This window comes from methanotrophic endosymbiont of Bathymodiolus puteoserpentis (Logatchev) (assembly GCF_900128525.1).
Lineage (GTDB): Bacteria > Pseudomonadota > Gammaproteobacteria > Methylococcales > Methylomonadaceae > Methyloprofundus.
In genome coordinates this window covers 53,375-79,998 of sequence record NZ_FQTQ01000064.1, presented here as the reverse complement: position 1 = coordinate 79,998, position 26,624 = coordinate 53,375, and the positions used below count along the sequence as shown (strand labels likewise).

The following is a 26,624-nucleotide window of genomic DNA, read 5'->3' as shown; positions in this document are numbered from 1 at the left end:
TGCTTTAATATGATCTGCTACGCCTTAAAAAACACAACAACACTGCTAATTTTATCTACATCTTGCGCCAAAATCTGACACCGCTTCTTAATAGTTTCCACTTGCTGCGATAAGCTGAACATCGTATGCGGCAAAACTACCTCAAGCTCAACTTTACCCTTTAAATAATGAATCCTAAAACTATCAATCAACGGGTAGTTTTCCGCTAAATACTCTTTTAAATAATTATCGATATCTTGGCGTAGCAATTTATTTGCAAAAACCTGCTCATTTTCCTCACTTTCAGGGTCCACATGCACCAAAACATCTTGCACATCATCAAACTCCTCAATCAAAACATCTCTTACTACATCGGCAATCATATGCCCTTCCGAGACTGTAATTCGTGAATCAACAACAATATGCGCATCAACCAAAGCATCTTCACCCATTAATCGAGTGCGTAGCAAATGTATATCCTTGACACCATTAATAGCAATAATTTCAGAGCGAATATCCTCAACCAAACCTTCTGGCAAGCCTGTATCCACTAATTCTTTAATACTATCTGAAACTAGGTTAGTACCAATCTTGGCAACCATAATAGCCACCAAAACAGCCGCCACCGCATCCGCCCACACATAGCCCAACAAAGAGCCGGCCACGCCGATTAGTACAACAATTGATGAAATAGCATCACTACGGTGATGCCAAGCATTCGCCATGAGTAATTTTGAGCGGGTTACCATCGCAACACGTTTAGTATATTGATACAGCCACTCATTCGCTAAAATTGAAATTGCAGCAATACCCAAAGCACTAGCCTGAGGGATTAACATTCGCTCTGGATTTTGCATTCGCTCAAATATATCCCAAACAATTCCAGCCGCAATAGCAATCAAACCCAAACCTAAAACAACCGTTGCTATCGTTTCAAAACGACGATGCCCATAGGGATGATCATGATCCGCCTCGCGTGCACCTAACTTAACCGCAATTAAAACCAGCATGTCACTGGCTAAATCAGATAAAGAATGCACGCCGTCAGCAATTAATGCGGCCGACTGACCGACTATACCAAAGCCAATTTTTATGATGGTCAAAAAAACATTAACAAGCGCACCAACTATCGTGGCTCTATTTTTTGACTTAGCAATTTGTTGCGCATCATAAGTTTCAGCCATTACTCACCTACCTCTAACATAATAATATATTGATAATCATCAGCTTGAGTTTCTAGCACTTTATGTCCATTAATTCGACACCAAGCAGGAATATCCTGCATCACCCCAGGATCCGTACAGGTCACGCTTAGTACATCGCCTATCTGTAATTGCTTCACTCTATCTTGGGTACGAATCACCGGCATAGGACACAACAAGCGACGCGCATCTAATTCATACCGACTCATACAAACCACTCTTTAGGTAACTTATCTTTAGCCAATGGCTTAACTTCTAAAGTTGATTCATTGCCCGCTAAATCTCTTACCAAAACATCCACTTGCTCAGCATCCCTTCCCTGACCATAGCGAGCCACAATTTGTGCGGCCAAATATAAATCTTCCGCACTTGGGTCGCCATCAATTAGCGCTAAAGGGCCTCTATGACTAGCGCAGTTCATATTAATATAATTATTTTTATAGCCTTGCAAAAAGCGTCCTTCCCCATCCTCACGTGCAACGATCACTTTAAAATTCTGGTTCGGGCGTATATGCCGCCCAACCTTTAACAACATAACATCATCCAACTCATAATCTTTAGTGCCGCGCGCCTTCCATAAATCCACTAACTTAGCAGAATAACTTTCATCCGTTAAAAAGCAACAACCACCTGCCGGTTGTGAGTAATCGCTTAAACCATACTGCTCTGCTAATGCCATTTGTGGCTTACGCCCTCGACCACTAAAACCAAATAATTGCTCACGTTGAATCCAACCCTCACGCTCTGGCAGAGTTGCCGGCAAATTCTGACCACATAAAGGTCGCACTAAGCGGTCATCTGCACCTGATTCTGCAGAAATAATAGGCATAGTTTCACGGCGCTGCGACATGGGCCGCTGCCCCATCACTTCACCAGTAATAATAAAATCAAAATCATTTTCTTCCATCCACTGCTTAGCTTTTTTTACCATAAAAACCTTACAGTCTAGGCATGGGTTCATATTTGCACCATAGCCATGCTTAGGGTTAATTAAAACATCTTTATACTCTTCAATGATGTCAATAATATGTAACTTAATACCTAAGGTTTCAGCCACCCACAAAGAATTATTACGCTTTGGCTTATCTTTATCTTTTTGTCTAATGGCATGGGTATGGCCTTCCACACAAAAACCAGTAAAAAAATTAATGCCTTCCACATGTATGCCTTGCTCCATTATGGCTTTAGTTGCCAACATAGAATCCAGACCGCCAGAAATTAACGAAACCGCTTTTATTTGCTTCACTTTACCTTACCTAAAAATTAATTCGCACCTAAACGAGCAAGAGCTGACTTTCGGTACTTGATGACCAAAGCACCTTTAAATTAAAACCAAATTATCCCGATGAATAAGCTCATCATCATCAGCATAACCCAGAATATTTTCAAACTGACTACTAGAGCGACCTTTAATCAACTCTACTTCTTCTGCTTTATAATTCACCAAACCACGCGCGATCTCCCTTCCCTTCTCGTCCATACAAGAAACCAACTCGCCACGACTAAAACTGCCTGCTACCGACTTAATGCCCACCGCCAACAAACTTTTACCTGATGTTTTAAGTGCATTCACTGCTCCCACATCTAATACCACACTCCCTTTCACTTGCAATTGGCCTGCAAGCCAGCGTTTCCGTGCCACAATAGGTTCAATATTCGCATATAAATATGAACCCACCTGCTGACCTGCGATTACTTTAGTGATCACATCATCTAAAGAGCCTGAAGCAATCACAGTTGAGGCACCCGAGCGCGAAGCTAATTTAGCCGCACTTACCTTAGTTGCCATACCGCCACGACCTAGGCCACTACGACTGCCACCCGCCATTGTCGCTAAGCGAGAATCATCGGCACTGACCTCACTAATAAACTGCGCATTTGGGTTGACACTTGGATCAGAGTCAAACAAACCCAACTGGTCAGTCAAAATAATTAATAAATCTGCTTCCACCAGGTTCGCAACTAACGCCCCCAAGGTATCATTATCACCAAAGCGAATTTCTTCTGTTGCCACGGCATCATTTTCATTAACCACCGGCACAACATCATAACTTAACAAAGTCAATAAAGTACTACGCGCATTCAAATAACGTCTACGATCAGACAAATCATCATGCGTTAATAAAACCTGCGCAGTATGCTGATCATGTAATTGAAAATTACTTTCAAACGCCCGAACTAACCCCATTTGCCCCACCGATGCGGCAGCCTGCAATTCATGCAACACTTTAGGCCGAGTTTTTAAACCTAACCGCGCCATTCCTTCTGCAACAGAACCGGAAGAAACTAATACGACTTCAATCCCTTGCTGCTTAAGCAATGCCATTTGCTCTACCCAAACAGCAATAGCAGCCTGGTTCAAACCTTTCCCACCATCCGTCAATAAAGCACTACCAATTTTAATAACAACACGTTTTGCTGTTGCGAACTCACTCCGGCTCATCTTCTGCTTCCAACTTTGCCAGCGCTGTTTGCTCTTCTAAAAATGCCATAATATCAAACATTAATGCACGCGTTCCTTCAGATTTCAATGCTGAAATTTGATATACCGGCGCCTGCCACTGCAACTCATCAATGATGGCCTGACAACGAACTTCTTGCTCAGCACTATCCAATTTATCGATTTTATTTAAAATAAGCCAGCGCGGCTTACCCGCCAAGTCCTCACTCCATTTTTCAACTTCATTAATAATTTTTCTAGCCGCCTCAACCGGTGAATCCATTTCATCATAAGGCGCAACATCCACTAAGTGCATCAACAACTTAGTCCGTGCCAAGTGCTTTAAAAACTGCAGGCCTAAGCCCGCCCCTTCTGCCGCACCTTCAATAACTCCTGGAATATCAGCGATAACAAAACTGCGACGCTCATCCACACTCACTACACCTAAATTAGGCACTAAAGTAGTAAAAGGATAGTCCGCAACACGAGGCTTTGCTGATGATACTGCGCGTATTAAGCTTGATTTACCTGCATTTGGCATACCCAACAAACCAACATCAGCAATTAACGTTAACTCTAGCTGTAATATACGATGCTCACCCTTGGTACCCGACGATGCTTTTTGTGGCGCACGATTAATACTACTTTTATAACGCGTATTTCCTAAACCATGAAAACCACCCTGAGCAACCAGCAATGTTTCACCAACTTTAGTTAATTCACCTAGTTTTTCCTGCGTTTTTTTATCATGTACTTCGGTTCCTGGTGGCACGGGAACATAAATATCATCCCCTTTTTTACCGGTACGCTGTTGCCCCATACCATTTTGACCACGCTCTGCCCTGTGCACAGAGTGAAATCGAAAATCCACTAAGGTATTAACATTTTCCGTTGCTACCAAATATACGCTACCGCCATCTCCGGCATCCCCCCCATCAGGACCGCCTTTAGGAATATATTTTTCTCGACGAAAACCGACACAACCATTCCCACCATCACCTGCTTCGACACGAATCTCCGCTTCATCAACAAATTTCATAACCCAAAAACCTCATGTAAATAACTTTTGCGAAAAATAGGCAAAAAAAAACCCCGCCTTTATGGGCGAGGTTTTATTTATTTTACGCCAAAGCCCGACCTTAATCAGATGGACATCACCGTAAAATAATTATACTGCTAAGATACTAACAAATTTACGTTTTTTAGGACCTTTAACCTCAAAAACAACCTGTCCATCTGTTGTTGCAAATAAAGTATGATCTTTACCGCAACCTACGTTTGTTCCTGGGTGAAACCGTGTTCCACGTTGACGAACAATAATGCTACCTGAAGTAACAGTTTCGCCACCAAAACGTTTAACACCTAATCGGTTCGCATTAGAATCACGACCGTTCCTAGTACTACCACCCGCTTTTTTATGAGCCATTATAAATCCTCGTGTGTTAAGCAGAAATGCCAGTAATCTGGATTTCTGTGTAATATTGACGATGGCCCATTTGTTTCATGTGGTGCTTACGTCTTCTAAATTTAATAATCTTAACTTTCTTATGTCGACCTTGAGAAACAACCGTTGCCGTGACTTTACTGCCATCAACATAAGGTTGCCCTATTTTAACAGCATTGTCTGATTGCACCATAAGTACGTTATCGAATTCAACACTGTCGCCCATACCAAGCTCAAGTTTTTCTATTTTTAAGGTAGTACCTTCTTCTACACGGTATTGTTTACCGCCAGTTTGAATTACCGCATACATGTGCGTCAGCTCCATCAAGCAAAATTCTATTAAAAGTGAACAGAATATTATATTTATAAAATTCATTGCCGTCAACCTACAAATAAACGTAATGAATAACTTGTCATAAATTAACACAATTAAACAAATATCACCAGAGCTGTATTTTTAAATTCTATGTTCTGTTAATATAGCTTGCTGAATAACCTGCTTACAGCAAATTTTTACCATTCCATTATTAATTATAACTAAAGAACGAGTCAATGACAGCTTCGAAAAACACTGACAATAAAGCCCCCGAACCTATTGATTTTGCATCGATTCAAAGCCTAACAGAAAGCGAAGCTCAAGCAATTGATCAGTTAATTTTAGACGAACTCAGCTCTGACGTAGTACTAATCAATCAACTGGGGCACTACATCATCAATAGCGGTGGCAAGCGCCTACGCCCAATGCTACTTATCCTGACAGCAAAAGCGCTCAACTATAGCGAGAACAAGCATTTATTACTCGCTGCGGTTATTGAATTCATCCACACAGCAACATTACTACACGACGATGTTGTCGATGAATCAGATCTACGCCGCGGCAAAGAATCAGCGAACGCAGTATGGGGCAATGCAGCAAGCGTTTTAGTAGGAGATTACCTCTACTCCAGCGCTTTTGAAATGATGGTGCGCACCAATAATATGCGTGTTATGGAGATTTTATCAAAAACCACAACCGCCATTGCTGAAGGCGAAGTTCTACAATTATTAAACTGCAATAACCCTGCAACCACCGAAGCCAAATACCTTGAAGTCATTTCGCGTAAAACCGCCATTTTATTTAGTGCTGCAACTCGACTAGGCGCAGTTATTTCCGACGCCTCACCAGAAATTGAAAAAAGTCTCGCCGATTACGGACAACACCTTGGCATGGCCTTTCAGTTAATCGACGATGCTCTCGACTACACATCAAGCAAAGATGAACTAGGAAAAAATCTGGGTGACGACCTCGCCGAAGGCAAGCCGACTTTACCATTAATTTATGCGATAGAAAAAGGCACGGAAGAACAAGCTAATATAGTGATAGAAGCAATCAAAACAGGCAGTCGCGAATCATTTAATGCCGTCTATGAAATAGTGAAAGCAACTAACGCAATCAGCTACACGGAGCTACGCGCAGAAGAAGAAGCCCAAAAAGCTATAGATGCATTAAGCATACTACCTGACTCTAAATACAAAAACGCATTAGAATTACTCGCGCGTTTTTCCGTACAACGCAATTATTAAGTCGCAAAAAATGCTTATACAGCCCCTAAAATTAATTAAGCCATTAAACTATGAGAACCATTTTTTTATTTCAAATTTTCTCCAGCTTGCGAATTTAAATTTGCAAGCAATTGAAATATAATTATAAATAGATATTATGGCACTACTTAGCATAACTTTTAACCCTTGCGTTTCAATTTGTTATGCAGAATATTAGATTTAATTACTACTTTCAAAAGCTCGGTTAAAGGTTTACTGTACTAGCTAACCGCTAAGACCAATAAGCACTTTTTTTCTAGCAACAAAATATCAAAGCCAGAACCTTAATAATACTCCCCCCTCACTTTATTGCCCTTTAGGATATGAGCGACTTGTTAAAACTTCCAGCAGCAGCACTCAAATTTCAAGTTAATTCATTCGATTACAAGGCACCGGCCAACCCCAAAGGCTCTCGGGCTAACAATATTTTAGGCCAAGAACGCGCGCAATCAGCGTTAAATTTTGGTGTCGCTATGCAAAACCCAGGCTACAACATTTATGTTATGGGCGAGCCTGGTACTGGGCGCTTATCGATGATCACCGACCATCTCACCCCGCTATCGCACAAACACGATACACCACCGTCTTACGCCTATGTAGAGAATTTTGAAAACAATAGAGAGCCGGTTGCTATTGAGCTTCCCGCAGGACAAGCGCAAATATTTTGCCAGGACATCTCCACCTTAATTGATAATTTAATTGCTACCTTCCCCGCTGCATTTGAAAGCCCCAGTTTCCAACAAAAAAGAACAGCCATTGAGCGCAACTTCACCCAACGATACAACAGCGCAATTGATGCCATAGAAAAAGCCGCCAAAGAAAAAAATATCGCCCTATTCCGCGACACTGATTCAATCAGCTTTGCTCCTATACGCGAACAAAAAGTTCTGGATGAAGAGCAATTCAACCAACTCCCCCAAGACGAACGCGAAACTTTCCACAAAGAAACCGAACTTTTAGAGGATGCCTTAGCCGAGGCTTTAATTGAACTCCCACAGTGGCGGCGTGCTTTAGTCGATAAAAACCGTCAATTAGATAACGCCACCATCCGCATGGCTATATTGCCTTTATTTAAAGGATTAACAGAGCGCTACCAGAATATTGATAGTGTCATCACTTACCTCAGTGAAATCAAAAAAGACCTAAGCAAGACAATTAAAGACCTTTTTGTCTCCTCACGAACTTTAGAAGATATTAGCGACAACACCAAAAGACAATTATTAAAAAACCAATATCTACCGAACGTACTGATTAATTATAAAGAAAAAACCGGTGCGCCTGTTATTTATGAACCCAACCCAACCTTTCAAAATCTTTTTGGGCGCATTGAATATAATAGCGACCAAGGCGTACTAACAACCAATTACCAACTTATCCGCGCAGGCTCCCTACACAAGGCAAATGGCGGCTATTTAATTCTTGATGCCGATAAACTACTCAACTACCCGCTGGTTTGGGAAGGACTCAAACGCGCTTTAAAAGCAGGCTGCATTGAAATTGAATCCCCTTATTCAGAGCTAGGCATTAATACGGTCACTTTAAAGCCCGAAGTCATTCCGCTAAATATTAAAATAATTTTGGTTGGCTCCCGTGAGATTTACTATCTATTACAAGATTTAGATGACGAGTTTAATGAAATGTTTCGTATCCTTGCAGACTTCGACTACGACATCCCTCGCACGCCATCTAATATGCAAAGTTTTGCTCAATTAATGAGACAACAAGCATACGACTCTGGAGCAAAACCATTAACAGACTCTGCTATCACTAGCTTAATGGAACATAGTTGTCGCCTTGCTGAACACCAAGATCGTTTATCCGCCCATATTAATGATGCCTTAGATATTATAGGTGAAGCAAATTTTCTATGTACTGCAAAAAAAATCGAGAAAACCCATATAGAGCAGGCACTAAATGCGCGTGAATATCGGCATGGCAGACTCGCGCAAAACATTTTAGAAGAAATGCTCAATGGCACCATACTTATCAATACCTCCAATACCGCAACAGGAAAAATCAATGGCTTAACAGTGCTTGAAGTAGGAGGCACTAGCTTTGGCGCACCCTCACGCATTACCGTCACTGTTTATCCTGGCTCACGCGGCATCGTCGACATTGAGCGCGAAGCCGAATTAGGGCTTGCCATACATTCAAAAGGGGTTATGATCTTGACTGGCTATTTAGGTAGCTGCTACGCTCAAGAATTCCCACTAGCGATCTCAGCAAGTATTGCTATGGAACAATCCTACGGTCATATTGATGGTGATAGCGCCTCTCTTGCTGAATTGTGCTGCCTTATCTCCGCGCTAACACTAACACCGATCAAACAAAGCTTTGCTGTTACTGGGTCAATCAACCAATATGGCGAAGTCCAAGCTATCGGTGGGGTCAATGAAAAAATCGAAGGCTTCTTCAATCTATGCAAAGCTCGAGGGTTAACTGGCGAACAAGGCTGCATTATCCCTAAAGCCAATAGTCACAACTTAATGCTCAAACAAGAAATTATTGATGCTGTTGCCCAAAATATGTTTGCTATTTACACCGTATCTAGCGTTAATGAAGCCTTAGAGCTGCTAACTGGCGAAACCGTCGGCCACAAAGACAGTCATAACGAATACCCAGAAGGCAGCTTAAACTTTAAAGTCATTTCTAGATTAAAAGAAATTTCAGATTTAGGGCATGATAAAGATGAAGATCACGATGAAGAAAGTGAGACTTAATGCAAACAAACTATTCCTATGGGTATTATTATTAAGCCCTCTGCATCTAGCGAATGCCGACAGCAAACATAGCATAACAACCACACAAGCCCTGCTACAAGCAAATAGCCATCCTTATTTCGTTAATACTTACAACCTAAAAGAACTGAAGGCGCTACGATCACTCTACCAATTAAATGAGAATCAATTACTCTGGTTTAGTGTTAAACATCCCGTCAAAACAATTAACCAACTGCTAGATCTCTATGCAGATGCCCCCACGCAAGGACTTATCAGCGCAGATTATGCTCACCTTAAACTAAAAAAACAGTGGCGCATATTGCAACACAGTAACCCACCTTTACAACAGTTCTTAGCATTTGACACTGCCCTTAGTCTCACTTTTTTGCGCTATCTAAATGACCTACACGTTGGCCGCATCCCACCTCCACAACAAAATTTTTACTTAAAACCTAAAAGCGCTATCGACTTTGCCACTAGAACCTATACCGCAATAAAGACAGAATCAGTATTCAAACTTGCGCAAAACATAGAGCCTAAATCACACCCCTATCAACAACTTAAAATAGCCCTAAAAAAATATCGCCACCTAAACGCACAACTCAAAGAACCGGTACACTTCCACTTTGAGCGCACTTTGTACCCTGGAGATTGGTCTACTCAAATGGGAAAACTACAAAATTATTTAAACGCACTTAGCAGCCTTAACTCAGCATCAAAAATTGAATCCAACAACAAACAAAGCAAAATAAACAATACTTATACCGGCTCAATTGTGACTCAGGTACGCGGCTTACAAGCAAATTATAACTTAAATAGTGATGGGGTCATTGGCAAGCAAACCCTTGAATTATTAAATACCCCGCTAAGCAAGCGCATTGAACAAATAGAACTAGCCATGGAGCGCCTGCGTTGGTTACCTGAGCAACCACCTGGCCCTTTTGTTCTAGTCAATATTCCTGCTTTTCAATTATGGGCATTTAACACCGACAAAACACCAAATGACAACTTAAGCATGAAAGTCATCGTCGGGAAATCTTATGCTATCAATAAAGATAAAACACTAAGCTTACAAACGCCCATTTTCTCTGGCAATATGAGCTACCTGGTCTTTAGGCCCTACTGGAATATTCCTTACAGCATCCTAACAGAAGAAATTCTTCCCTTACTTGAGCACAACCCAAACTACTTAGAGCGTAACGACCTAGAAATCGTCGCAAATTTCTCGCACCAAGCGACACCTTTACCCAATACCCCAGAAAATATAAAACAACTGCATAGTAAACAATTGCACTTACGCCAACGCCCCGGACATAAAAATGCCCTAGGTCATATTAAGTTTATGTTTCCTAATAACTATAATATTTATCTACACGACACGCCTGCAACCTCGCTATTTCGCCAGAGCAAAAGAGATCTTAGTCATGGCTGTATCCGAGTTGAAAACCCTAGCGCATTAGCCTTGTTTGCTTTAAGTAATAACCCTGGCTGGACTAAGCAAAAAATAGCTGAAGCTATGTATTCTGACACACCTAGCATTGTAAATTTAAAACAAAAGATTCCTGTCCTTATTTTTTATAGCACAGCATTAGTCACGCAATCAGGGGTTTCTTTTTACCCTGATATCTATGCTCACGATAGCGCTTTAAAATTAGCAATAACTGAACGTAGTCAAAACCTTGCGCTACACAAGCACATTGCTACCAACTTCTAACCCTACCAGTATCAATATGCACAAAATTAGAGCGGGGGTAATGCCCTACCCCTCCGCGGCCTAAACTCAGTGCTGCCGACCGGATTACCTTAGAGTCAATACCCTCAACACGAATATCAACGGCCTTACCTTGCATATGAAAACTTTTCTTGGCTACCCCGCCCCCCCTCTTACGCAAATAAGCATTTGTTTTTGGGGAGCGATAACCAGAAATAATCTGAAAAGGCCGCTCAGTACCTAGCACGCCTTTTAAATCATAGAGAAAATCAATCAAATGTGGATCCATCGCCAAAATATCACCCGTTCTAAAATCACGTAATAAATAACTAATATCACGTAAAGCTTCAGTGACATAGGCACCATTTTCAAAATAACTAAGCGCTATTTTTTCTTCAGTATGTAAGTTATATAGACTTAAGTCTTTAACCGATACGGCAGGCATTTTTACGCCTGCATAAATTGCTTGTGGTAAACAAGCGACTGCAGTTGCTCTCATTGCACAGCGTAAAAAGCTACGGCGTGTTATATTTTTTGACATTTGATTTATACCGCTTAAATTTGATGACTTTCAACTACTGACAACCTAGATGACTACTACATTTAATAACTCATTTCACAGCAACTTATAACAGTATAGTATAGCATTTCAGTCCTCAACCCCATACTTCAGTTTATTCATATAAGACTATAGATTACTGCACTAACTCCTCAGCTGGCATAGGACGATAAAAATAATAGCCCTGATACCTCTCGCAGCCTTTCTCATACAAAAATTGCATCTGCTCTTTGGTTTCCACCCCTTCAGCAATAACCTCTAAACCTAATTTGTGTGCGAGCGCAATAATAGCTTCAACAATGACCTCATCAGAGGCATCTACATTAATATCACGCACAAAACTTTGATCTATTTTAAGCTGGCTTAACGGTAACTCTTTTAAATATGCCAAGGAGGAGTAACCTGTGCCAAAATCATCAATAGAAATAGCAATGCCCATCGCTTGTAACTGCAGCATTTTATCAATCGTGACCTGAATGTCTTCAATCACGATCCCCTCCGTTAACTCAACCATCAAATACTTTGCATCAATACCTGAGTCAGCAATAGCCGCTGCTACTTGTTGGACAAAATTATCCTGTCTGAACTGACGCGGACTAATATTAACCGCTACGTGATCAAGATAAAACCCCGTATTCTGCCACACTTTAATTTGTCGACACACCTCATGTAAAACCCAACTTCCTATCTCCACAATAAGATCGCTGCCTTCAGCCACCGGAATAAACTCAGCAGGTGACACCATGCCTTGCTCAGGATGAATCCAGCGCAACAAAGCTTCAGCACTTAACATTTTTCCATCTGAATTAGTTTGCCCTTGGTAATAAACAACAAACTGCTGTTCACTTAAAGCACTGTGTAGCATACGCTCTAAACTAGACTTTCTATTATGCTCCTCTTGCATTTGTGCGCTAAAAAAGCTAACTTTATTACGCCCCATATGCTTAGACCGATACATGGCCGTATCCGCTTGCTCTAATATCTCCTCCGGCAGAATTGCCTTATCAGGAAAGACCGAAACTCCAATACTGGTTGAAAATGACCGCATACCTCCTGAGAGTTCAAAAGGCTGATTAATCTTATTGCGTATTTTTTCAGCAATCAAAGCTGCATGCTCTATCATTTCATTCAAGCTGGTATCAGATCTCGAGATTATTAGCACAACGAACTCATCGCCACCTAAACGACAAGCTGTATCCTCTGTTCTTATAGCACCTTCAAGACGTTGCGCTACTTGGATTAACAGCTCATCTCCTATCTGGTGCCCCAAAGTATCGTTTAAGGATTTAAAGTAATCTAAGTCCATATAGATAACCGCACCAAAATTATTATGGCGCTTTGTGCTTATAACTGCCTGTTCTAGTCGGTCAAGCAATAATCTGCGATTAGGTAAACCCGTTAATGGATCATAAAATGCAAGCCTCTCAATTTCTTCTTCACTTGCTTTTTTCTCGCTAATATCCGAAAAAATCCCCACATAATGAGAGATTTCCTCACCATTATAAACAGCCGTAATAATCATTCTTTCAGGGTAAATATCGCCACTTTTACGTCGATTCCAAATTTCACCTTCCCATAGGCCTTTTTCAGTTAAACTAGCAAACATGTCTCGAAAAAAGTCTTTATCATGTCGCCCAGAGCTTAATAAGCTTGAATTTTTACCTATCACTTCCGCAGCTGAATAACCGGTAATATTGGTATAAGCTTGGTTTACTCGCATGACTGTACCTTGCACATCAGTAATCACGACAGCATCATGCGATTGAAAGGTGGTGGCGGCAATACGCAATTCATCTTCAGCTTGTTTGTGCTCTATCGTAATAGCCGTTAGGCTCGCCATACGCTTAATAAAATCTAAATCACTCTGGTCTGGTTTCTTAGCTTCTCGATAATAAATAGCAAATGCGCCAAGTACCTGGCCTTTAGATGAAATGATAGGTTCCGACCAGCAAGCATACAGGCCGGCTCGCTTAGCAAGACCAGTAAAAGATGCCCAATAAGGATGTGTCATAATATCTTCAACGATGACCTGCTGCCCTATATAAGCTGCCGTACCGCAAGAGCCAACTCCTTGGCCTATTGCCAAGCCATTAACCGCCTCATTATAAAAATCAGGTAAATGATTAGCAGCGCCTTGAATTAAATGCTTACCTGATTCATCAAGCAATAAAATCGAACACAAGCTTTCAGGGTATAGTTTTTCCGCACCGAGAATAACTTCAGCTAAAATGTCAGCACATGCCTCACCTTTGGCTAACCTCTCTAAAACACGATTACGTGTCAACTGCTCTAACTCCAACTGCTGACGTAATATACTTTCTTCCTTTAGCTGCTGATTAACATGCGTTAAATCTCGAGTTTTAAGTTTAACCTGCTCAGTTATATGCGCCGTTCTTCCTGTTAAAACCAACAAACCCACAGTAGCAAAACAAGTAAAAACAAATCCTCCTAACATAACCCACCAAACATGCCAAGTGATTTGATTTGAGAAAAACTGTTCAGAGGGACGATAAGTTACTTGCCAAGTATTTCCCGCAGAATGCATCGTTTTACTTGTTTGCAGTGAAACAAAAGAAATAGGCGCCAATCTCTGATCAGAAAAATTACTATAAAACAACTCATCATTACTAGTGATTTTAATGCGTAACTGATTATCGACCAAGGCAGATAAAGTATTTGTACGCAAGTCTTCAATAGTAAACACAACAGCAACAATACCCAAAATATAATCCGCTTTCACCGTGACATTCTCGGTTGGCATATTTTTCTGATAAACAGGTGCATAAACCACCGATGCCACTCGATAATGTTCACTATCTTGAAATAAATGAATTAAACCTGTAGACAGTGCTTTCCCCGTATTTATGGCTTTGTTAAGAGTCTTCAAAGCCACAGTATTCTGTGTAATATCAAAACCAATTACTCGCTTATTCGGCTCGTAAGGCTCTACATATTGTATTGGAAAACGTACTTTTCTTTCTCCCAATTCAGAATATTCTATAGTGCGCGGGATCCACTCTATCGCGATCAGGCCGGGATGTTGCTTTAAAATGGATCGAGCCATCACTCTAAATTCAGCAGCGGTAACGACATAACTTGCATTAAAAATCCCCACCACATTTTCAGCTATATTTTTATAGGTATTAACCTCACCTTCCAAGATATGTTGGACACGCTCCACTCGATGCTCAAATAAGCGATTAATCCGTTCTTTCTCTTGCTGCTGGCTATAAAAAAATACAAAGACTAAGCACAACAACAATAGGCTTAGGGGAAGTGCAACTGTAAATCGACGCGGCCGCCAAATAGCCTCGGGTTGAGCAAAAAAAGCAAGGACTATAGGCGTAAAAATAAACACACCAACAGCATCGCCAACCCACCAGGTTAACCAAGCAAAAAAGAAATCACCCGCACTTAAAATATTTTGCAGATAAAAAACACTAATGCAAATTGTCGGCGCAACCAAACTACTCAATAATGCACCATACAAAAAGAAGCGTAACACCTCGGACAAATCTAGCAAAACATCTTGCTTACCAACAAAATGCCGAATCAGCATTGCTCCTACCATTGCTTGTAAGCATGAAGCAATAGACTTAATGAGAGTGAGAATAAAAGAGGCAGCAGTAACACTATCCGGACCAAAACTAATGTATATTTGCGTGCCAAATACACCAACAAATAAACCGGGTAATATACGCCGCCCATAAATAAGCACGACAGCTAAAGCAATTCCTGCTGCAGGCCAGACTGGCGAAGAGTTACTAGGTTCAAGCGCTAACAAAGAGCCAATAACCCCGCCCAAAAAATAAGCTAAAGCGACCAGGCTATTTAAATAAAAACTTTTGATAAAATGCACTTGCTCCCCTAACAATATAAGTATTTCCTATTAATTAAATATAGTCGATTTTTCTTTAAGCTCAAACTTGCCTTATCCGTGCCGCCGTGAAAAAGTCTTATGACTCGTAAATTGCCTAGAAATATCAATAACCTCTTCTAAGCCTTTACGCCTTCGGTCACCCTTCCTGCGCTCTTGAGCATTACTCACATGCTCTAGGCGTGGATCATTATGCCAGTCTCGACGATGATATTCATGCACAGCGATATGCTTACCTAAAAATACCTTTCTATTCAGTGCCAGTATAGCTTTTGCCCCCACTTTATCCGGCTCTACTCCTACTACACCGTGAAATTCTGAAGTTTCGGCACGTGGATCTTTTAATTGCATCACTTTGACACCAACAATTTCGCCTCTTTTCTGAAACCATCTTTTTTTAATAGCCGGCTCAACAAAGGCAATGATATTGCTATGCTTTGTATTCTCTGGAATATTTCTTAAGAAAATAATCATACTATCCTCCATTTGGTTCATCTTGATTGCTACAACATATTAAGCCTATTTTTCTATTTAGGAAACACGCAATAAGAAGCTATCTATATTGCGCAGGAGACGGGTAAAAAGAGCGGCAAGGTGAAAGAGTTATTTATTGCAAATTTACTGAACACCAAGAAAAACTACTGGAGAAAAATATAAATATGCTAGTACAGCAACCCTTTAAATTTAAAACATAAAAGGCTAGTGCTTTCTTTTAAAGCATGACTATTCTCAATGTTTTATAGCTTACTTCAAGACTGCTGTACTCGTCTAATACCCAGATTACACTCTACCCCCTCCTTAACTTATTCTTTCAGCTTCCAATAACTGAATTAGCTCCGCACTGGCAGGGCGTACACCACGCCAAAGGTAAAAAGCCTCTGCTGCTTGTTCGACTAGCATACCCAAGCCATCTAAACTTTTAAGCGCACCTTGCTCACGCGCCCACCGCACAAAGATGGTTGGCTTATTGGCATACGCTAAATCATAGCAACAACCTTGATCCTTTAATATATTGGCAGCTAATGGCGGTAAGTCGTCTGTTAAGCTCGCTGAGGTCGCATTAATAATCAAATCAAATGACAGCCCAGCTAAATCTTCATAAGCACTGGCGACAATAGGTCCTTTATGTGCAAATTCAGCCACTAAATTCCGTGCTTTTTCTACCGTACGATTAGCAATAGTAATCGACTCAGGAAGTTCATCTTGAATAGGCCCAACAATGCCGCGACTAGCACCACCAGCACCTAAAATAAGAATTCTTTTATCTTTTAATTGAACTGCATTATTCTTTTTTAGATCAGTCACTAAACCTATACCATCGGTATTATCACCTAAGATACTACCATCGTCTTGCAAAGCGAGCGTGTTCACTGCCTTGCTTAATTCAGCTCGCTCAGTTTTCTTATTCGCATACATCCAAGCCAACTCTTTAAGCGGTACAGTACAATTAAGTCCGCGCCCACCTTTTGCAAAAAACTCTTTTACGGCTACCTCAAACTGTTCAGCGGGTACTAATACCGCACGATATTCTAAAGATTGTTGCGTTTGCTCAGCAAAAAACTGATGAATACGTGGCGATTTACTATGCTCTATCGGTGAACCAAAGACCGCATAATGATCTTTATCAGTCATTACCCCTGCTCCTTTAGCCATAGCGCAACTGATTTAGCATAATAAGTTAAAATAGCATCACTACCGGCACGCTTAAATGACAACAGAGACTCTAACACTACTTGCCGCTCATCTAACCAACCATTCTGACTTGCCGCTTTGAGCATCGCATACTCACCACTGACTTGATAAGCAAAAACAGGCACAGAAAACTCACTTTTGACACGGCGAATAATATCTAAGTAAGGCATCCCCGGCTTAACCATGACCATATCCGCACCTTCCTGTAAATCTAGCTTTACTTCGCGCAAGGCTTCACCTGAATTAGCGGGGTCCATTTGGTAGCTATATTTATTGCCTCCACCTAAATTGCTCGCAGAACCAACTGCATCTCTAAAAGGCCCATAAAAGCTAGATGCATATTTAGCAGAGTACGCTAAAATTAAAGTATTCACATAGCCAGCATATTCCAATGCTGCACGAATATCACCAATCCGACCATCCATCATATCCGATGGCGCAACAACATCAGCACCTGCTTGTGCATGTGATAGTGCTTGCTTCACTAAGACTTCTACTGTTTCATCATTCAGCACATAGCCTTGGTTATTAATTAAGCCATCTTGGCCATGCAAGGTAAATGGATCCAGCGCTACATCTGTCATCACGCCTAATTCAGGGCATGCCGCTTTTATTGCTCGTACTGCTCGCTGCGCTAATCCATCTGAATTATAAGCTTCAGCAGCATCATCAGACTTAGCACTTTCAGGTGTCACAGGAAATAGCGCAACCATAGGAATACCTAAGTCATAACTCGCTTGTGCTTCTTGCACTAATAAATCAATAGATAAGCGTTCTACCCCAGGCATAGAAGCAACTGACTCACGCTTATTTTCACCTTCAATAACAAATAAAGGATAGATTAAATCAGCACTACTTAACTGGCTTTCTGCCATCAAGCGTCTGGAAAAATCATGCGCTCGCATACGACGCATACGTGTTTTAGGGAAATTAATACTATTATTCATAACGTTTATTTATAATAAGCTAATATTTACTTAATCTATTTTATAAGTACTGCAAATCTGTATTGTACAGAAAATTGATTCCTTTACTAAAACAGCCTAACCATGAAAATTCGACTATTAACTCACACTTTACTACTTACTTTTTGCTTATTTATAAGCAATGGCACCAGTGCTGCAACAAGTCATTTACTAGCACCTCAACTCGTTATTGAAAATACTTCACACGCACTACAAGAAAAGTTAAAAGATCCTGATTTTGCCAAAAATAAAACTGAAATCCGTCATTTTGTGGATGAAAAAATTTTTCCTCATGTCGATACCGTTCGTATGTCAGCATTGGTTTTAGGAAAACATTGGCGTAAAGCAACTAAAGCACAAAAAATAAAATTTATTGCTGCATTCAAGGATCTGCTAATTAACACCTATTCTGCAACCTTTAGTGAGCAATTTCAAAATTGGAGTATTGAGTATTTACCATTAAACATCTCAGCCAATGCTAAATCTGTCACAGTGAAAACAATCGTGCATCAACCGGGAAAAGCTGATGCAAAAATTGATTACTCCATGATTCTACGTAAAGGTAAGTGGTTAATCTATGACCTTAAAGTAGAAGGTATTAGTCTCATCATCAGTAACCGAGACACCTTTAACCAAATGATGAAAAATAACGGCTCATTAGATGCGGTTATTGCCAAGTTAGAAGAAAAAAATAGCCTGTAGCCTTAATGGGTGAGTGGCGATTGCCACTCACCGTCATTGCTATCCGTTACTCCATCAACCAGTCATGTGCTTGCAAATAATGATCATACAAAACTGCCTCCGGACTTCCTGCCTCTGGATGCCAGTTATACTTCCAGTGGACAACAGGCGGCATAGACATTAAAATTGATTCCGTACGCCCGCCAGTTTGCAAGCCAAACAAAGTACCACGATCAAAAACTAAATTAAATTCCACATAACGACCACGGCGGTACAGTTGAAAATCACGTTCCCGCTCACCAAATTCCATCGCTTTACGTTTACTGACAACCGGTAAATAGGCTGGTAAATAATGTTCACCGACACTTTGCATAAAAGCAAAGCTTTTTTCAAAGCCCCATTCATTTAAATCATCAAAAAATAAGCCGCCAACACCACGCGTTTCATCTCTATGTTTTAAATAAAAATACTCATCACACCATTTTTTGTACTTTGCATAGACATCATCACCAAAAGGCTCACAAGCTGCTTTTGATACTTGATGCCAACTAATAACGTCCTCTTTGAAAGGATAAAAAGGCGTTAAATCAAAACCACCACCAAACCACCAGATTGGCTCTTCACCCTCTTTTTCAGCAATAAAAAATCGTACATTAGCATGTGATGTAGGCACATAAGGGTTATTAGCATGAATCACTAAAGAAACGCCCATCGCTTGAAAGTCTCGACCTTCTAATTCAGGCCGTTTAGCTGTTGCCGAGGGCGGCAATTTATGCCCAAAAACATGGGAAAAATTAACCCCAGCCTGCTCAAAAACATGACCATTCGTTAATATACGAGAACGGCCACCGCCGCCTTCGACCCTATCCCATGAGTCTTCAACAAAAACTGCACCACCATCTTCATCTTGCAATCCTGTGCAAATACTATCCTGTAAGCCCAGTAAAAAGGCTTTGACCCGCTCTATTTCAATATTACTTATTTCTGCCACCGTCTCGTCTCCTTAAAAAGATAGGTTAATTCAGTATTTCTGCGTACAAGTAAGCTAATTTTGAGTAAAATTAGCCTTCTATTTTTATATTTACCTAAATGAACTCACAAAAAGATACTTTATACGCAAGCCCACTGGGTGATGTTGACTGTTTTAAATTCGACAACAGCGTAGTCGATGTTTTCCCTGATATGATACAACGTTCCGTTCCAGGTTACAGTGCTATTATATCGGCCATAGGCTTGCTGGCTAGTCGCTTTGCTCAAGATAATAGCACTTGTTATGATTTAGGTTGTTCGCTAGGTGCGGCAACACTATCCATGCGCCATAAAATCACCGCAAAAAATTGCGCTATTATTGCGGTTGATAACTCACCTGCTATGCTGACTCGTTGCCAGAAAATAATAGATCGAGATACAGCAACTATCCCTGTTGAACTTATTTGTCGTGACATTCAAGAAATGGATATCGGCAACGCTTCTATTGTCGTGCTAAATTTTACATTACAATTTATCCCCGTCACCGATCGAGATGCCTTTATAAAAAAAATATATGCTGGATTAAAGCCTGGCGGTTTACTCATTTTGTCAGAAAAGCTGATGTTTACTGACCCAAGGCAACAAGAACTACAAACAGAAATGCATCATGCCTTTAAAAAGGCCAACGGCTATAGTGATATGGAAATTAGCCAAAAACGTGCATCAATAGAGAACGTGCTGATTCCCGAAACCTTCGCTCAACATAAAAACCGCTTACTAAACTCTGGTTTTAATAATACTGAAGTCTGGTTCCAATATTTTAATTTTGCTTCTATGCTTGCTTTGAAATGATTAACTATCAACCTTTATACGACACACTCATTGAAGCAAATGCTGAGCATTGGGCAACCGTACTACCGGAACAAATTCATCAGGCACTCAATCCTGAAGCGCATGGCAATTTTTCCATGTGGAATGCTGCTGTTGAACAACTGCCTATTCCCCAAAATCATAGCATTCAACTGGACAGTCAAAGCTTTAGCATAGGCCAAGAAGATCAATTGCTAGAGACAGAAAGAAAGCTCATGGAACAGGGCTTAAAAAACTTATTTCCTTGGCGCAAAGGTCCATATGATTTATTTGGTTTACATCTTAATACAGAGTGGCGTTCAGACTGGAAGTGGGAACGCATTAAAGATCATATTAGTCTATTAAATAATCGACTAGTTTTAGATGTGGGCTGTGGCAATGGCTATCATTGTTGGCGAATCTTAGGTGCTGGAGCAAGAATGGTAGTGGGAGTGGACCCCGTGCAATTACATGTTTTACAGTTTCAAGCAATACGCCACCTGTATGGCAAGGAAGTCCCCATCTATGTATTACCTTTAACACTAGAAGAAATTCCAGAAAAAACCAATATCTTTGATACCGTATTTTCTATGGGCGTTCTGTATCACCGCCGCTCTCCCATTGACCATTTAATGGATTTACGTAACCGCTTGCGCAGTGGCGGAGAATTGGTATTAGAAACACTAGTCATTAAGGGAGAAAAAGGCGAAGTATTAGTACCCGAGGGCCGCTATGCGCGAATGCGTAATGTTTGGTTCTTACCAAGCTGTGCAACCTTAGTCAGTTGGATGACCCGCTGTGGTTTTATTGATATTCGAGTGGTTGATATAAATCAAACTAGCACCGAAGAACAGCGTTCAACACCTTGGATGACATTCAATTCACTGCAAGATTTTTTAGATCCTAACAATTCAAACCTAACGATTGAAGGCCACCCTGCACCAATACGGGCAACGATTATTGCAACGGTAAAATAAGCGTCCCCAATCTCATGCCATTAATTTAAGGCCTCTCCCTATGGGGAAGGCTTTAAGGCTTATACAAATTCCTATGCACTCAAATCAAGATGAGAAATACCTTAATGCAAGGCACTTACGCTTTTTATAACTTCATTCGATGCCAGCTCTAAACCAAGCTTAAAACATTCACTTGCTCGCTCTTGATCACCTTCTTCTAATAAGTAATTACCCAGTACCCGGTAAGCCTCAACCGTAGGTTCAACACCTATACTTTTAGCTAAGTATTTTTTGGCTTTATCTGCAAACTCACACTTGATTGCAATTTTCCCCAATACACATAATAAAATAGGATCATTACCATGCTCTAGCAACCACTTTTCAGCCACTTCCAACTGCGCTCGAAAATCAATGGATTGCACGCTACCAAATAGAGATAATAGGGTCATATCCCACTTATCATTTAAAGCGCGAACTAAATCCTTCTCAATTTTAGCACCAGCACCAGAATCAATCATTGCGGCAAAATAAATAGCGAGAATCCCTGGCATAGCTTGAACATATTTCGGAATACTTTCCCAAAGTTGCTGTATTTCTTGGGCATTACTTGTCTCAGCCGCTTCTTTCAATAAAAGACTAAATGTCTCGACTTCCAGCAGTTTAATCTCTGCTTCCATAAAAACTTTATTCTCATGAAAGGCCGGCAATAGCTTACGGATCGCTTGCCAATCACCTAGCTGTCGATAAGTTTCATGGAGCATTTTTAAAACACTAGCATGCGAAGAATCTAAAGTATGTAATTTAGTCAGTGTTTCTAATGCTTGGTCAAACTGTTTTTGTGATAAGTGCAGTTCGGCACGAGTTAAGCCAACAGCCACCTCAGACCCTGGTGCATTTTTTGTTGCTCGGGTTAAATATTCATCACGTTTCTCAAGCGCGCCGCGAGAATGCGCAGCACGTGCAGCCGTTAAATAATGAATTAAAGGGGCACCACTATTTGAAGCATGTCTAATTAAAGTTTTTTCTGCCCGCTCCCAGTTACCTTCTGCTGAGTCAACTAAACCAGAAATCAACGCATCTTGTGAGCGATTAAATTTAACCGATTTACCACGCATTCTAATTTTACCAGGAAGTCGTATTAACCAACCTAACCACCTAAAAAAAACATAAAAAATAAAAAAACCAATAATTAAAGCCACGGCAAAAACAATTAAAGATGTCTCTAATGCCCAATGCCCAATGCCAATCAATACATAACCAGGATCATCATATTGAGACAACCATTCATGAACAAGAAAGGCAAAAAATAGCGCAGTTACTAACGCCCCTAGAAAAAACAATATATTCTTCACTTAGCCAACCTCTTATTATTCAGCTTGTACATCAGGCAGTTGTAATGCTTTATCTGTTTCTAATCTTAATTTAGTAATATCTCTCAACATTTTAAGTGACCCACTGATGTCAGGAAAATTACTACGAATCTGAATAGCTTTTAATCGTTCCAATTCAAGTACAAATTGCTTATAAGCTGCATTTTTGGTGAAATTACTCTTTAGCCATTGGAGAACATCATTAATACTCGCTTGGTATAGTGCGTCATCCTGCTGCACTAAAGCCAACTTAACAATAACAAGCTTAGTACTCAATTGCTCGGTAATGAAGGCTTTTTGTTCTGGCGTAATAACTGAAGTCACTGGGTTATCTAAGCGTCTAATAGTAACAATTCCTTCTATAGCGACCAAAGCATTATCAAGCTTAGCATTAATATCATTTTCAGCTGAAGATTTAGCCTTAGCTTTAGCTATACTGTCATCTGAAGACAAGCCTTTTCCCGCATAAGGAAGAAATACATTAAGTTTGGCAACATCTTCTTCTAACATTTCTAAAGTAGAATAAATACCCACTACATCAGCTAATTGCACCTTTTGGACTGCTGCAATTTCTTTAGCAATTTGCCCTCGCACTTTAAATGCTGCCGTATCACCGCTTTCACGTAAACGCTGATCAGCGGCCTTTAATGCCTCAATAGTTGTATCTACATCTCCCATCAAGTGCAATCGACGATTAGCGACGCTTAGCAAATATTCTGCATCCGCGACCAACCAATCACCACGTGTTTTACCTAGTTGCCTTTGAATTCGTAATATCGATTCATTGATACGTCCCGAGGTATTCTCTAAACGCTCTGTATGCAAGGCGCTAAGTTCATTTAGCTTAGCTTCAAAATTAGACTCTTTACTGCCTACTTCAGCGTTTAAACTAGATAATTGATTTTGAATAGCAACTAACTGTTCTTGATACCCCGAAATCTGCTTAGTCAACTCAAACATTTGCTGAGTATCTTTACCAAGTTCGCCAACCAAATCTTGTTGTTTATCACGCACCTGCTGTAATAAAAGGTATCCAGCCCCAGCGAGACCAATGACAATTAATAAAATGACTACATCAAACCAAACACCACTCTTAGATTCTTTAGCCTTAGGTTTTGACAATGTTTCTTTCTGATCTATATTTTCAGTTACTTCCGCCACAGTTTTCCCCATTATTTAATGCATTTATCATTGCTGCATCAGTCGCTTCATTGGCAATAACAACTTTCGTAAAACCAATATCTTTGGCCGCAGCATAGACTCGCCGACTAATTACAAGCAATGGAATTAGCAATAAGTTATTTTTTTTATTACCCTCAACAGCAAGTTGTACAAGGTTATGTAAAGCTTCAACACTATAAATGACCACAACATCCAAATTGCCATCAGCAAAAGCTAAGTTAACTGATTCTCTAGGATAAGAAACAGGCTCTCTAGTATAAACTTCCATATAGTCAACTAGGGCTCCTCTTGCACGTAAAGTATTTGCCAATAATTTACGCCCACCGACCCCGCGGATGATTAAACAAGACTGACCATCTAAATCTTGTAAATCAGGAATAGCTAGAATACCTTCAGAATTAAACCCTGCATCAGGCAACAGTATATTAGTAATACCAAACTGCACTAACTTACTGTATGTCGCTAATCCAACAGCAATGCACTTTACATGTTTTAAGTATTCAAAATCTTGATTTAATATTTCATATGCAAAATTTACGGCATTAACGCTAATAAAAAATACATATTGATATTGTTCAATATGCTGCAAAAAAAAGCATTCCTTTGCAGATAAAGCCTTACTTCGAATCTCAATAACTGGAAATTTTATCGCCTGCCAACCCTGCCCCTCTATAAGGTTACATAAATTAGCGCTTTGTTTATAAGGTCTAGTGACTAATATTCGTTTACCCATCAGAAACAACTAGAAAAATAAAATACTAAGACACTTATGCATACAATTCACGCAAGATTTCACCAGCTCCACTTGCAAGCAGCTCATCAGCTACTGCACGCCCTATTACTTCGGCTTCAGATGCAGATCCCGTTTTCTCCGACCTATAGATAAGAGAACCATCTGGCTTACCGACTAAGCCACGCATAAATAAGTGATCACCTTTTAATTCAGCAAAACCAGCAATAGGCACCTGACACCCGCCATTTAGACGATTATTCATAGCGCGCTCAGCCCCAACAGTAATACAACTATCTTTATCTTGTAATACTGCAAGCAATTGATTTATCTCAACATCATCTACACGGCATTCTATGCCAACAGCACCTTGTCCAACCGCAGGCAAACTCACGGAAGTATCAAGTCTTTGTGTAATCCTATCAGTAAAGTCTAAACGCATCAATCCAGCAGTAGCAAGAATAATCGCATCATAATCACCTGCATCTAGCTTTGCTAAACGTGTATTCACATTGCCTCTTAAAGATAAAACTTGCGCACCCGGAAAGCGTGCTGATATCTGGCATTGCCTGCGTAAGCTAGAAGTCCCTATCTTTGCATTAGCAGGTAAATCTTCAAGACTACTGTATTTATTAGATACAAAGGCATCAGAAGGATCCTCACGAGGCAAAATAACCGACAAATGTAAGCCCTCAGGAAAATCCATCGGCACGTCTTTCATAGAATGAACAGCTATATCAGCTACACCATCAAGCATACCCTGCTCTAGCTCTTTAACAAACAGCCCTTTACCGCCAACCTTTGCTAATGGCGCATCTAAAATTTTATCGCCTTTAGTTAGCATTTTTACTAATTCCGTTTGAATATCGGGATACGCTTGCTTTAGTCTCGTTGCAACGTATTCAGCTTGCCATAAGGCCAAGGCACTTTGCCGAGTTGCAATTTTAATAATTCGCTGTGTCACTACATTATCCAAATAAAAGTTATCGAGGTTATATTGTACCTTTATTATGCATCTAAACGACCAAATTTATCAGATTATATACAGAGAATGCGCTATAAATGTAGTATAAAACCAATCATTAAACGGTTACTTAACCCAGCTTTCGAAAATAGTGATTAAACCTGATATTCTGCACAATAAAATGAAAAGCAAGGATCAAACAATCACGCAAAAACATGCTAAGCAAAGTCATAACCTCTAGTTATGCATATATTCCAATTACCTATAAACTCAAAATCTAAGTCAAGGAAATAATAAAGACAAAATACAACGAGCACAAAAAAACCAGCCGCAGCTGGTTTTTTAAACTTTATAAGCCAAAAGCTATTAATCTTCAGCTGCACCCAATTCTGGGCGATCAACTAATTCAACATATGCCATAGGAGCTTTATCACCAGTACGGAATCCACACTTCATGATACGTAAATATCCCCCAGGACGCGCTTGGTAACGTGGACCAAGCTCATTGAATAATTTAGTAACCATATCACGATCTCTTAATTTAGCAAAAGCTAAACGACGATTAGCAACAGAATCGTTTTTAGATAAAGTAATAAGTGGCTCAGCAATTGAACGTAATTCTTTTGCTTTAGGTAAAGTAGTTCTAATTAATTCTTCTTTAAATAAAGAAGTAGCCATATTGCTAAACATAGCTTTTCTATGACTACTATTTCTATTTAATTGTCTACCAGACTTACGATGTCTCATACAAAT

The 26,624-nt window shown here is 40.2% G+C and carries 24 protein-coding genes; 6 read left to right on the top strand and 18 right to left on the bottom strand.

The genetic code is table 11. The features are described from left to right. Window positions 1-17 precede the first annotated feature (17 nt). The 7 genes from BQ7314_RS05905 to rplU form a co-directional block, all read right to left on the bottom strand. On the bottom strand, window positions 18-1,163 hold the full coding sequence (locus BQ7314_RS05905; RefSeq protein WP_174482780.1) for a cation diffusion facilitator family transporter: 1,146 nt from the start codon (window positions 1,161-1,163) through the stop codon (window positions 18-20). Next, the gene (locus BQ7314_RS05900; RefSeq protein ID WP_174482779.1) at window positions 1,163-1,390 is read right to left on the bottom strand and encodes a sulfurtransferase TusA family protein; all 228 of its coding nucleotides are present in this window, start codon (window positions 1,388-1,390) and stop codon (window positions 1,163-1,165) included. The genes BQ7314_RS05905 and BQ7314_RS05900 overlap by 1 nt, the downstream gene beginning before the upstream one ends. Then, window positions 1,387-2,379, bottom strand: a complete 993-nt coding sequence (locus BQ7314_RS05895) for a tRNA (5-methylaminomethyl-2-thiouridylate)-methyltransferase (protein WP_174482810.1) — start codon at window positions 2,377-2,379, stop codon at window positions 1,387-1,389. The genes BQ7314_RS05900 and BQ7314_RS05895 overlap by 4 nt, the downstream gene beginning before the upstream one ends. Window positions 2,380-2,502: 123 nt before the next feature. Continuing rightward, window positions 2,503-3,624, bottom strand: coding sequence for a glutamate 5-kinase (proB, locus tag BQ7314_RS05890; protein ID WP_174482778.1), 1,122 nt, complete (start codon window positions 3,622-3,624; stop codon window positions 2,503-2,505). Then, entirely contained in the window at window positions 3,611-4,660 is a 1,050-nt protein-coding gene (cgtA, locus tag BQ7314_RS05885) for an Obg family GTPase CgtA (protein WP_174482777.1), read from the bottom strand. The genes proB and cgtA overlap by 14 nt, the downstream gene beginning before the upstream one ends. 129 nt (window positions 4,661-4,789) lie before the next feature. Further along, a complete protein-coding gene (rpmA, locus tag BQ7314_RS05880; protein WP_174482776.1) occupies window positions 4,790-5,047 on the bottom strand; it encodes a 50S ribosomal protein L27 in 258 nt (85 codons plus the stop codon). 16 nt (window positions 5,048-5,063) lie between these two features. Further along, window positions 5,064-5,375, bottom strand: a complete 312-nt coding sequence (gene rplU / locus BQ7314_RS05875) for a 50S ribosomal protein L21 (protein WP_174482775.1) — start codon at window positions 5,373-5,375, stop codon at window positions 5,064-5,066. 242 nt (window positions 5,376-5,617) lie between these two features. Between rplU and ispB the strand changes: the two genes are divergently transcribed. From ispB to BQ7314_RS05860, 3 genes are all read left to right on the top strand, one after another. Further along, on the top strand, window positions 5,618-6,628 hold the full coding sequence (ispB, locus tag BQ7314_RS05870) for an octaprenyl diphosphate synthase (protein ID WP_174482774.1): 1,011 nt from the start codon (window positions 5,618-5,620) through the stop codon (window positions 6,626-6,628). 341 nt (window positions 6,629-6,969) lie between these two features. Next, the gene (locus BQ7314_RS05865; RefSeq protein ID WP_174482773.1) at window positions 6,970-9,366 is read left to right on the top strand and encodes a Lon protease family protein; all 2,397 of its coding nucleotides are present in this window, start codon (window positions 6,970-6,972) and stop codon (window positions 9,364-9,366) included. After that, the gene (locus BQ7314_RS05860) at window positions 9,335-11,080 is read left to right on the top strand and encodes a L,D-transpeptidase family protein (RefSeq protein WP_174482772.1); all 1,746 of its coding nucleotides are present in this window, start codon (window positions 9,335-9,337) and stop codon (window positions 11,078-11,080) included. The genes BQ7314_RS05865 and BQ7314_RS05860 overlap by 32 nt, the downstream gene beginning before the upstream one ends. On the opposite strand, the gene mepK is transcribed toward BQ7314_RS05860, so the two are convergent. From mepK to hemB, 5 genes are all read right to left on the bottom strand, one after another. After that, window positions 11,067-11,618, bottom strand: a complete 552-nt coding sequence (gene mepK / locus BQ7314_RS05855; RefSeq protein WP_245394923.1) for a peptidoglycan L,D-endopeptidase MepK — start codon at window positions 11,616-11,618, stop codon at window positions 11,067-11,069. The genes BQ7314_RS05860 and mepK overlap by 14 nt on opposite strands. A 154-nt stretch (window positions 11,619-11,772) precedes the next feature. Next, window positions 11,773-15,495, bottom strand: a complete 3,723-nt coding sequence (locus tag BQ7314_RS05850; protein ID WP_174482771.1) for an EAL domain-containing protein — start codon at window positions 15,493-15,495, stop codon at window positions 11,773-11,775. A 72-nt stretch (window positions 15,496-15,567) separates the two neighbouring features. After that, window positions 15,568-16,008 (bottom strand): RNA-binding protein, encoded by a 441-nt coding sequence (locus BQ7314_RS05845; protein ID WP_174482770.1) that lies wholly within the window; start codon window positions 16,006-16,008, stop codon window positions 15,568-15,570. Window positions 16,009-16,311: 303 nt separating this feature from the next. After that, entirely contained in the window at window positions 16,312-17,145 is an 834-nt protein-coding gene (aroE, locus tag BQ7314_RS05840) for a shikimate dehydrogenase (RefSeq protein ID WP_174482769.1), read from the bottom strand. Beyond that, the gene (gene hemB, locus BQ7314_RS05835; RefSeq protein WP_174482768.1) at window positions 17,145-18,152 is read right to left on the bottom strand and encodes a porphobilinogen synthase; all 1,008 of its coding nucleotides are present in this window, start codon (window positions 18,150-18,152) and stop codon (window positions 17,145-17,147) included. Before hemB ends, aroE begins: the two co-directional genes overlap by 1 nt. A gap of 102 nt (window positions 18,153-18,254) precedes the next feature. Between hemB and BQ7314_RS05830 the strand changes: the two genes are divergently transcribed. After that, window positions 18,255-18,872 (top strand): MlaC/ttg2D family ABC transporter substrate-binding protein, encoded by a 618-nt coding sequence (locus BQ7314_RS05830; protein WP_174482767.1) that lies wholly within the window; start codon window positions 18,255-18,257, stop codon window positions 18,870-18,872. 46 nt (window positions 18,873-18,918) lie between these two features. On the opposite strand, the gene hemF is transcribed toward BQ7314_RS05830, so the two are convergent. Continuing rightward, window positions 18,919-19,833, bottom strand: coding sequence for an oxygen-dependent coproporphyrinogen oxidase (gene hemF / locus BQ7314_RS05825; RefSeq protein WP_174482808.1), 915 nt, complete (start codon window positions 19,831-19,833; stop codon window positions 18,919-18,921). A gap of 107 nt (window positions 19,834-19,940) precedes the next feature. On the opposite strand from hemF, the gene cmoA reads away from it, so the two are divergent. After that, a complete protein-coding gene (gene cmoA / locus BQ7314_RS05820) occupies window positions 19,941-20,672 on the top strand; it encodes a carboxy-S-adenosyl-L-methionine synthase CmoA (RefSeq protein ID WP_174482766.1) in 732 nt (243 codons plus the stop codon). After that, window positions 20,669-21,646 carry a tRNA 5-methoxyuridine(34)/uridine 5-oxyacetic acid(34) synthase CmoB gene (cmoB, locus tag BQ7314_RS05815; RefSeq protein WP_174482765.1) on the top strand — a complete coding sequence of 326 codons (978 nt, stop codon included), beginning with the start codon at window positions 20,669-20,671 and terminating at the stop codon, window positions 21,644-21,646. Before cmoA ends, cmoB begins: the two co-directional genes overlap by 4 nt. Before the next feature lie 101 nt (window positions 21,647-21,747). On the opposite strand, the gene BQ7314_RS05810 is transcribed toward cmoB, so the two are convergent. The 5 genes from BQ7314_RS05810 to rplQ all read right to left on the bottom strand — a co-directional run bounded on the left by BQ7314_RS05810 (window position 21,748) and on the right by rplQ (window position 26,618). Beyond that, window positions 21,748-22,977, bottom strand: a complete 1,230-nt coding sequence (locus BQ7314_RS05810) for a heme biosynthesis HemY N-terminal domain-containing protein (RefSeq protein WP_174482764.1) — start codon at window positions 22,975-22,977, stop codon at window positions 21,748-21,750. A gap of 15 nt (window positions 22,978-22,992) precedes the next feature. Next, window positions 22,993-24,156: a uroporphyrinogen-III C-methyltransferase gene (locus tag BQ7314_RS05805; protein ID WP_245394922.1), complete on the bottom strand. Its 1,164-nt coding sequence runs from the start codon at window positions 24,154-24,156 to the stop codon at window positions 22,993-22,995. After that, on the bottom strand, window positions 24,140-24,910 hold the full coding sequence (locus tag BQ7314_RS05800) for a uroporphyrinogen-III synthase (protein WP_174482762.1): 771 nt from the start codon (window positions 24,908-24,910) through the stop codon (window positions 24,140-24,142). The genes BQ7314_RS05805 and BQ7314_RS05800 overlap by 17 nt, the downstream gene beginning before the upstream one ends. A 34-nt stretch (window positions 24,911-24,944) precedes the next feature. Continuing rightward, entirely contained in the window at window positions 24,945-25,871 is a 927-nt protein-coding gene (gene hemC / locus BQ7314_RS05795) for a hydroxymethylbilane synthase (protein ID WP_174482761.1), read from the bottom strand. A 366-nt stretch (window positions 25,872-26,237) separates the two neighbouring features. Beyond that, on the bottom strand, window positions 26,238-26,618 hold the full coding sequence (gene rplQ, locus BQ7314_RS05790; protein WP_174482760.1) for a 50S ribosomal protein L17: 381 nt from the start codon (window positions 26,616-26,618) through the stop codon (window positions 26,238-26,240). Window positions 26,619-26,624 lie beyond the last annotated feature (6 nt).

Coding starts and splice junctions, on each gene's coding strand:
- BQ7314_RS05905 (WP_174482780.1), bottom strand. CDS start 1,163: ATGGCTGAAACTTATGATGCGCAACAAATTGCTAAGTCAAAAAATAGA.
- BQ7314_RS05900 (WP_174482779.1), bottom strand. CDS start 1,390: ATGAGTCGGTATGAATTAGATGCGCGTCGCTTGTTGTGTCCTATGCCG.
- BQ7314_RS05895 (WP_174482810.1), bottom strand. CDS start 2,379: ATGTTGGCAACTAAAGCCATAATGGAGCAAGGCATACATGTGGAAGGC.
- proB (WP_174482778.1), bottom strand. CDS start 3,624: ATGAGCCGGAGTGAGTTCGCAACAGCAAAACGTGTTGTTATTAAAATT.
- cgtA (WP_174482777.1), bottom strand. CDS start 4,660: ATGAAATTTGTTGATGAAGCGGAGATTCGTGTCGAAGCAGGTGATGGT.
- rpmA (WP_174482776.1), bottom strand. CDS start 5,047: ATGGCTCATAAAAAAGCGGGTGGTAGTACTAGGAACGGTCGTGATTCT.
- rplU (WP_174482775.1), bottom strand. CDS start 5,375: ATGTATGCGGTAATTCAAACTGGCGGTAAACAATACCGTGTAGAAGAA.
- ispB (WP_174482774.1), top strand. CDS start 5,618: ATGACAGCTTCGAAAAACACTGACAATAAAGCCCCCGAACCTATTGAT.
- BQ7314_RS05865 (WP_174482773.1), top strand. CDS start 6,970: ATGAGCGACTTGTTAAAACTTCCAGCAGCAGCACTCAAATTTCAAGTT.
- BQ7314_RS05860 (WP_174482772.1), top strand. CDS start 9,335: ATGAAGATCACGATGAAGAAAGTGAGACTTAATGCAAACAAACTATTC.
- mepK (WP_245394923.1), bottom strand. CDS start 11,618: ATGTCAAAAAATATAACACGCCGTAGCTTTTTACGCTGTGCAATGAGA.
- BQ7314_RS05845 (WP_174482770.1), bottom strand. CDS start 16,008: ATGAACCAAATGGAGGATAGTATGATTATTTTCTTAAGAAATATTCCA.
- aroE (WP_174482769.1), bottom strand. CDS start 17,145: ATGACTGATAAAGATCATTATGCGGTCTTTGGTTCACCGATAGAGCAT.
- hemB (WP_174482768.1), bottom strand. CDS start 18,152: ATGAATAATAGTATTAATTTCCCTAAAACACGTATGCGTCGTATGCGA.
- BQ7314_RS05830 (WP_174482767.1), top strand. CDS start 18,255: ATGAAAATTCGACTATTAACTCACACTTTACTACTTACTTTTTGCTTA.
- cmoA (WP_174482766.1), top strand. CDS start 19,941: ATGAACTCACAAAAAGATACTTTATACGCAAGCCCACTGGGTGATGTT.
- cmoB (WP_174482765.1), top strand. CDS start 20,669: ATGATTAACTATCAACCTTTATACGACACACTCATTGAAGCAAATGCT.
- BQ7314_RS05800 (WP_174482762.1), bottom strand. CDS start 24,910: ATGGGTAAACGAATATTAGTCACTAGACCTTATAAACAAAGCGCTAAT.
- rplQ (WP_174482760.1), bottom strand. CDS start 26,618: ATGAGACATCGTAAGTCTGGTAGACAATTAAATAGAAATAGTAGTCAT.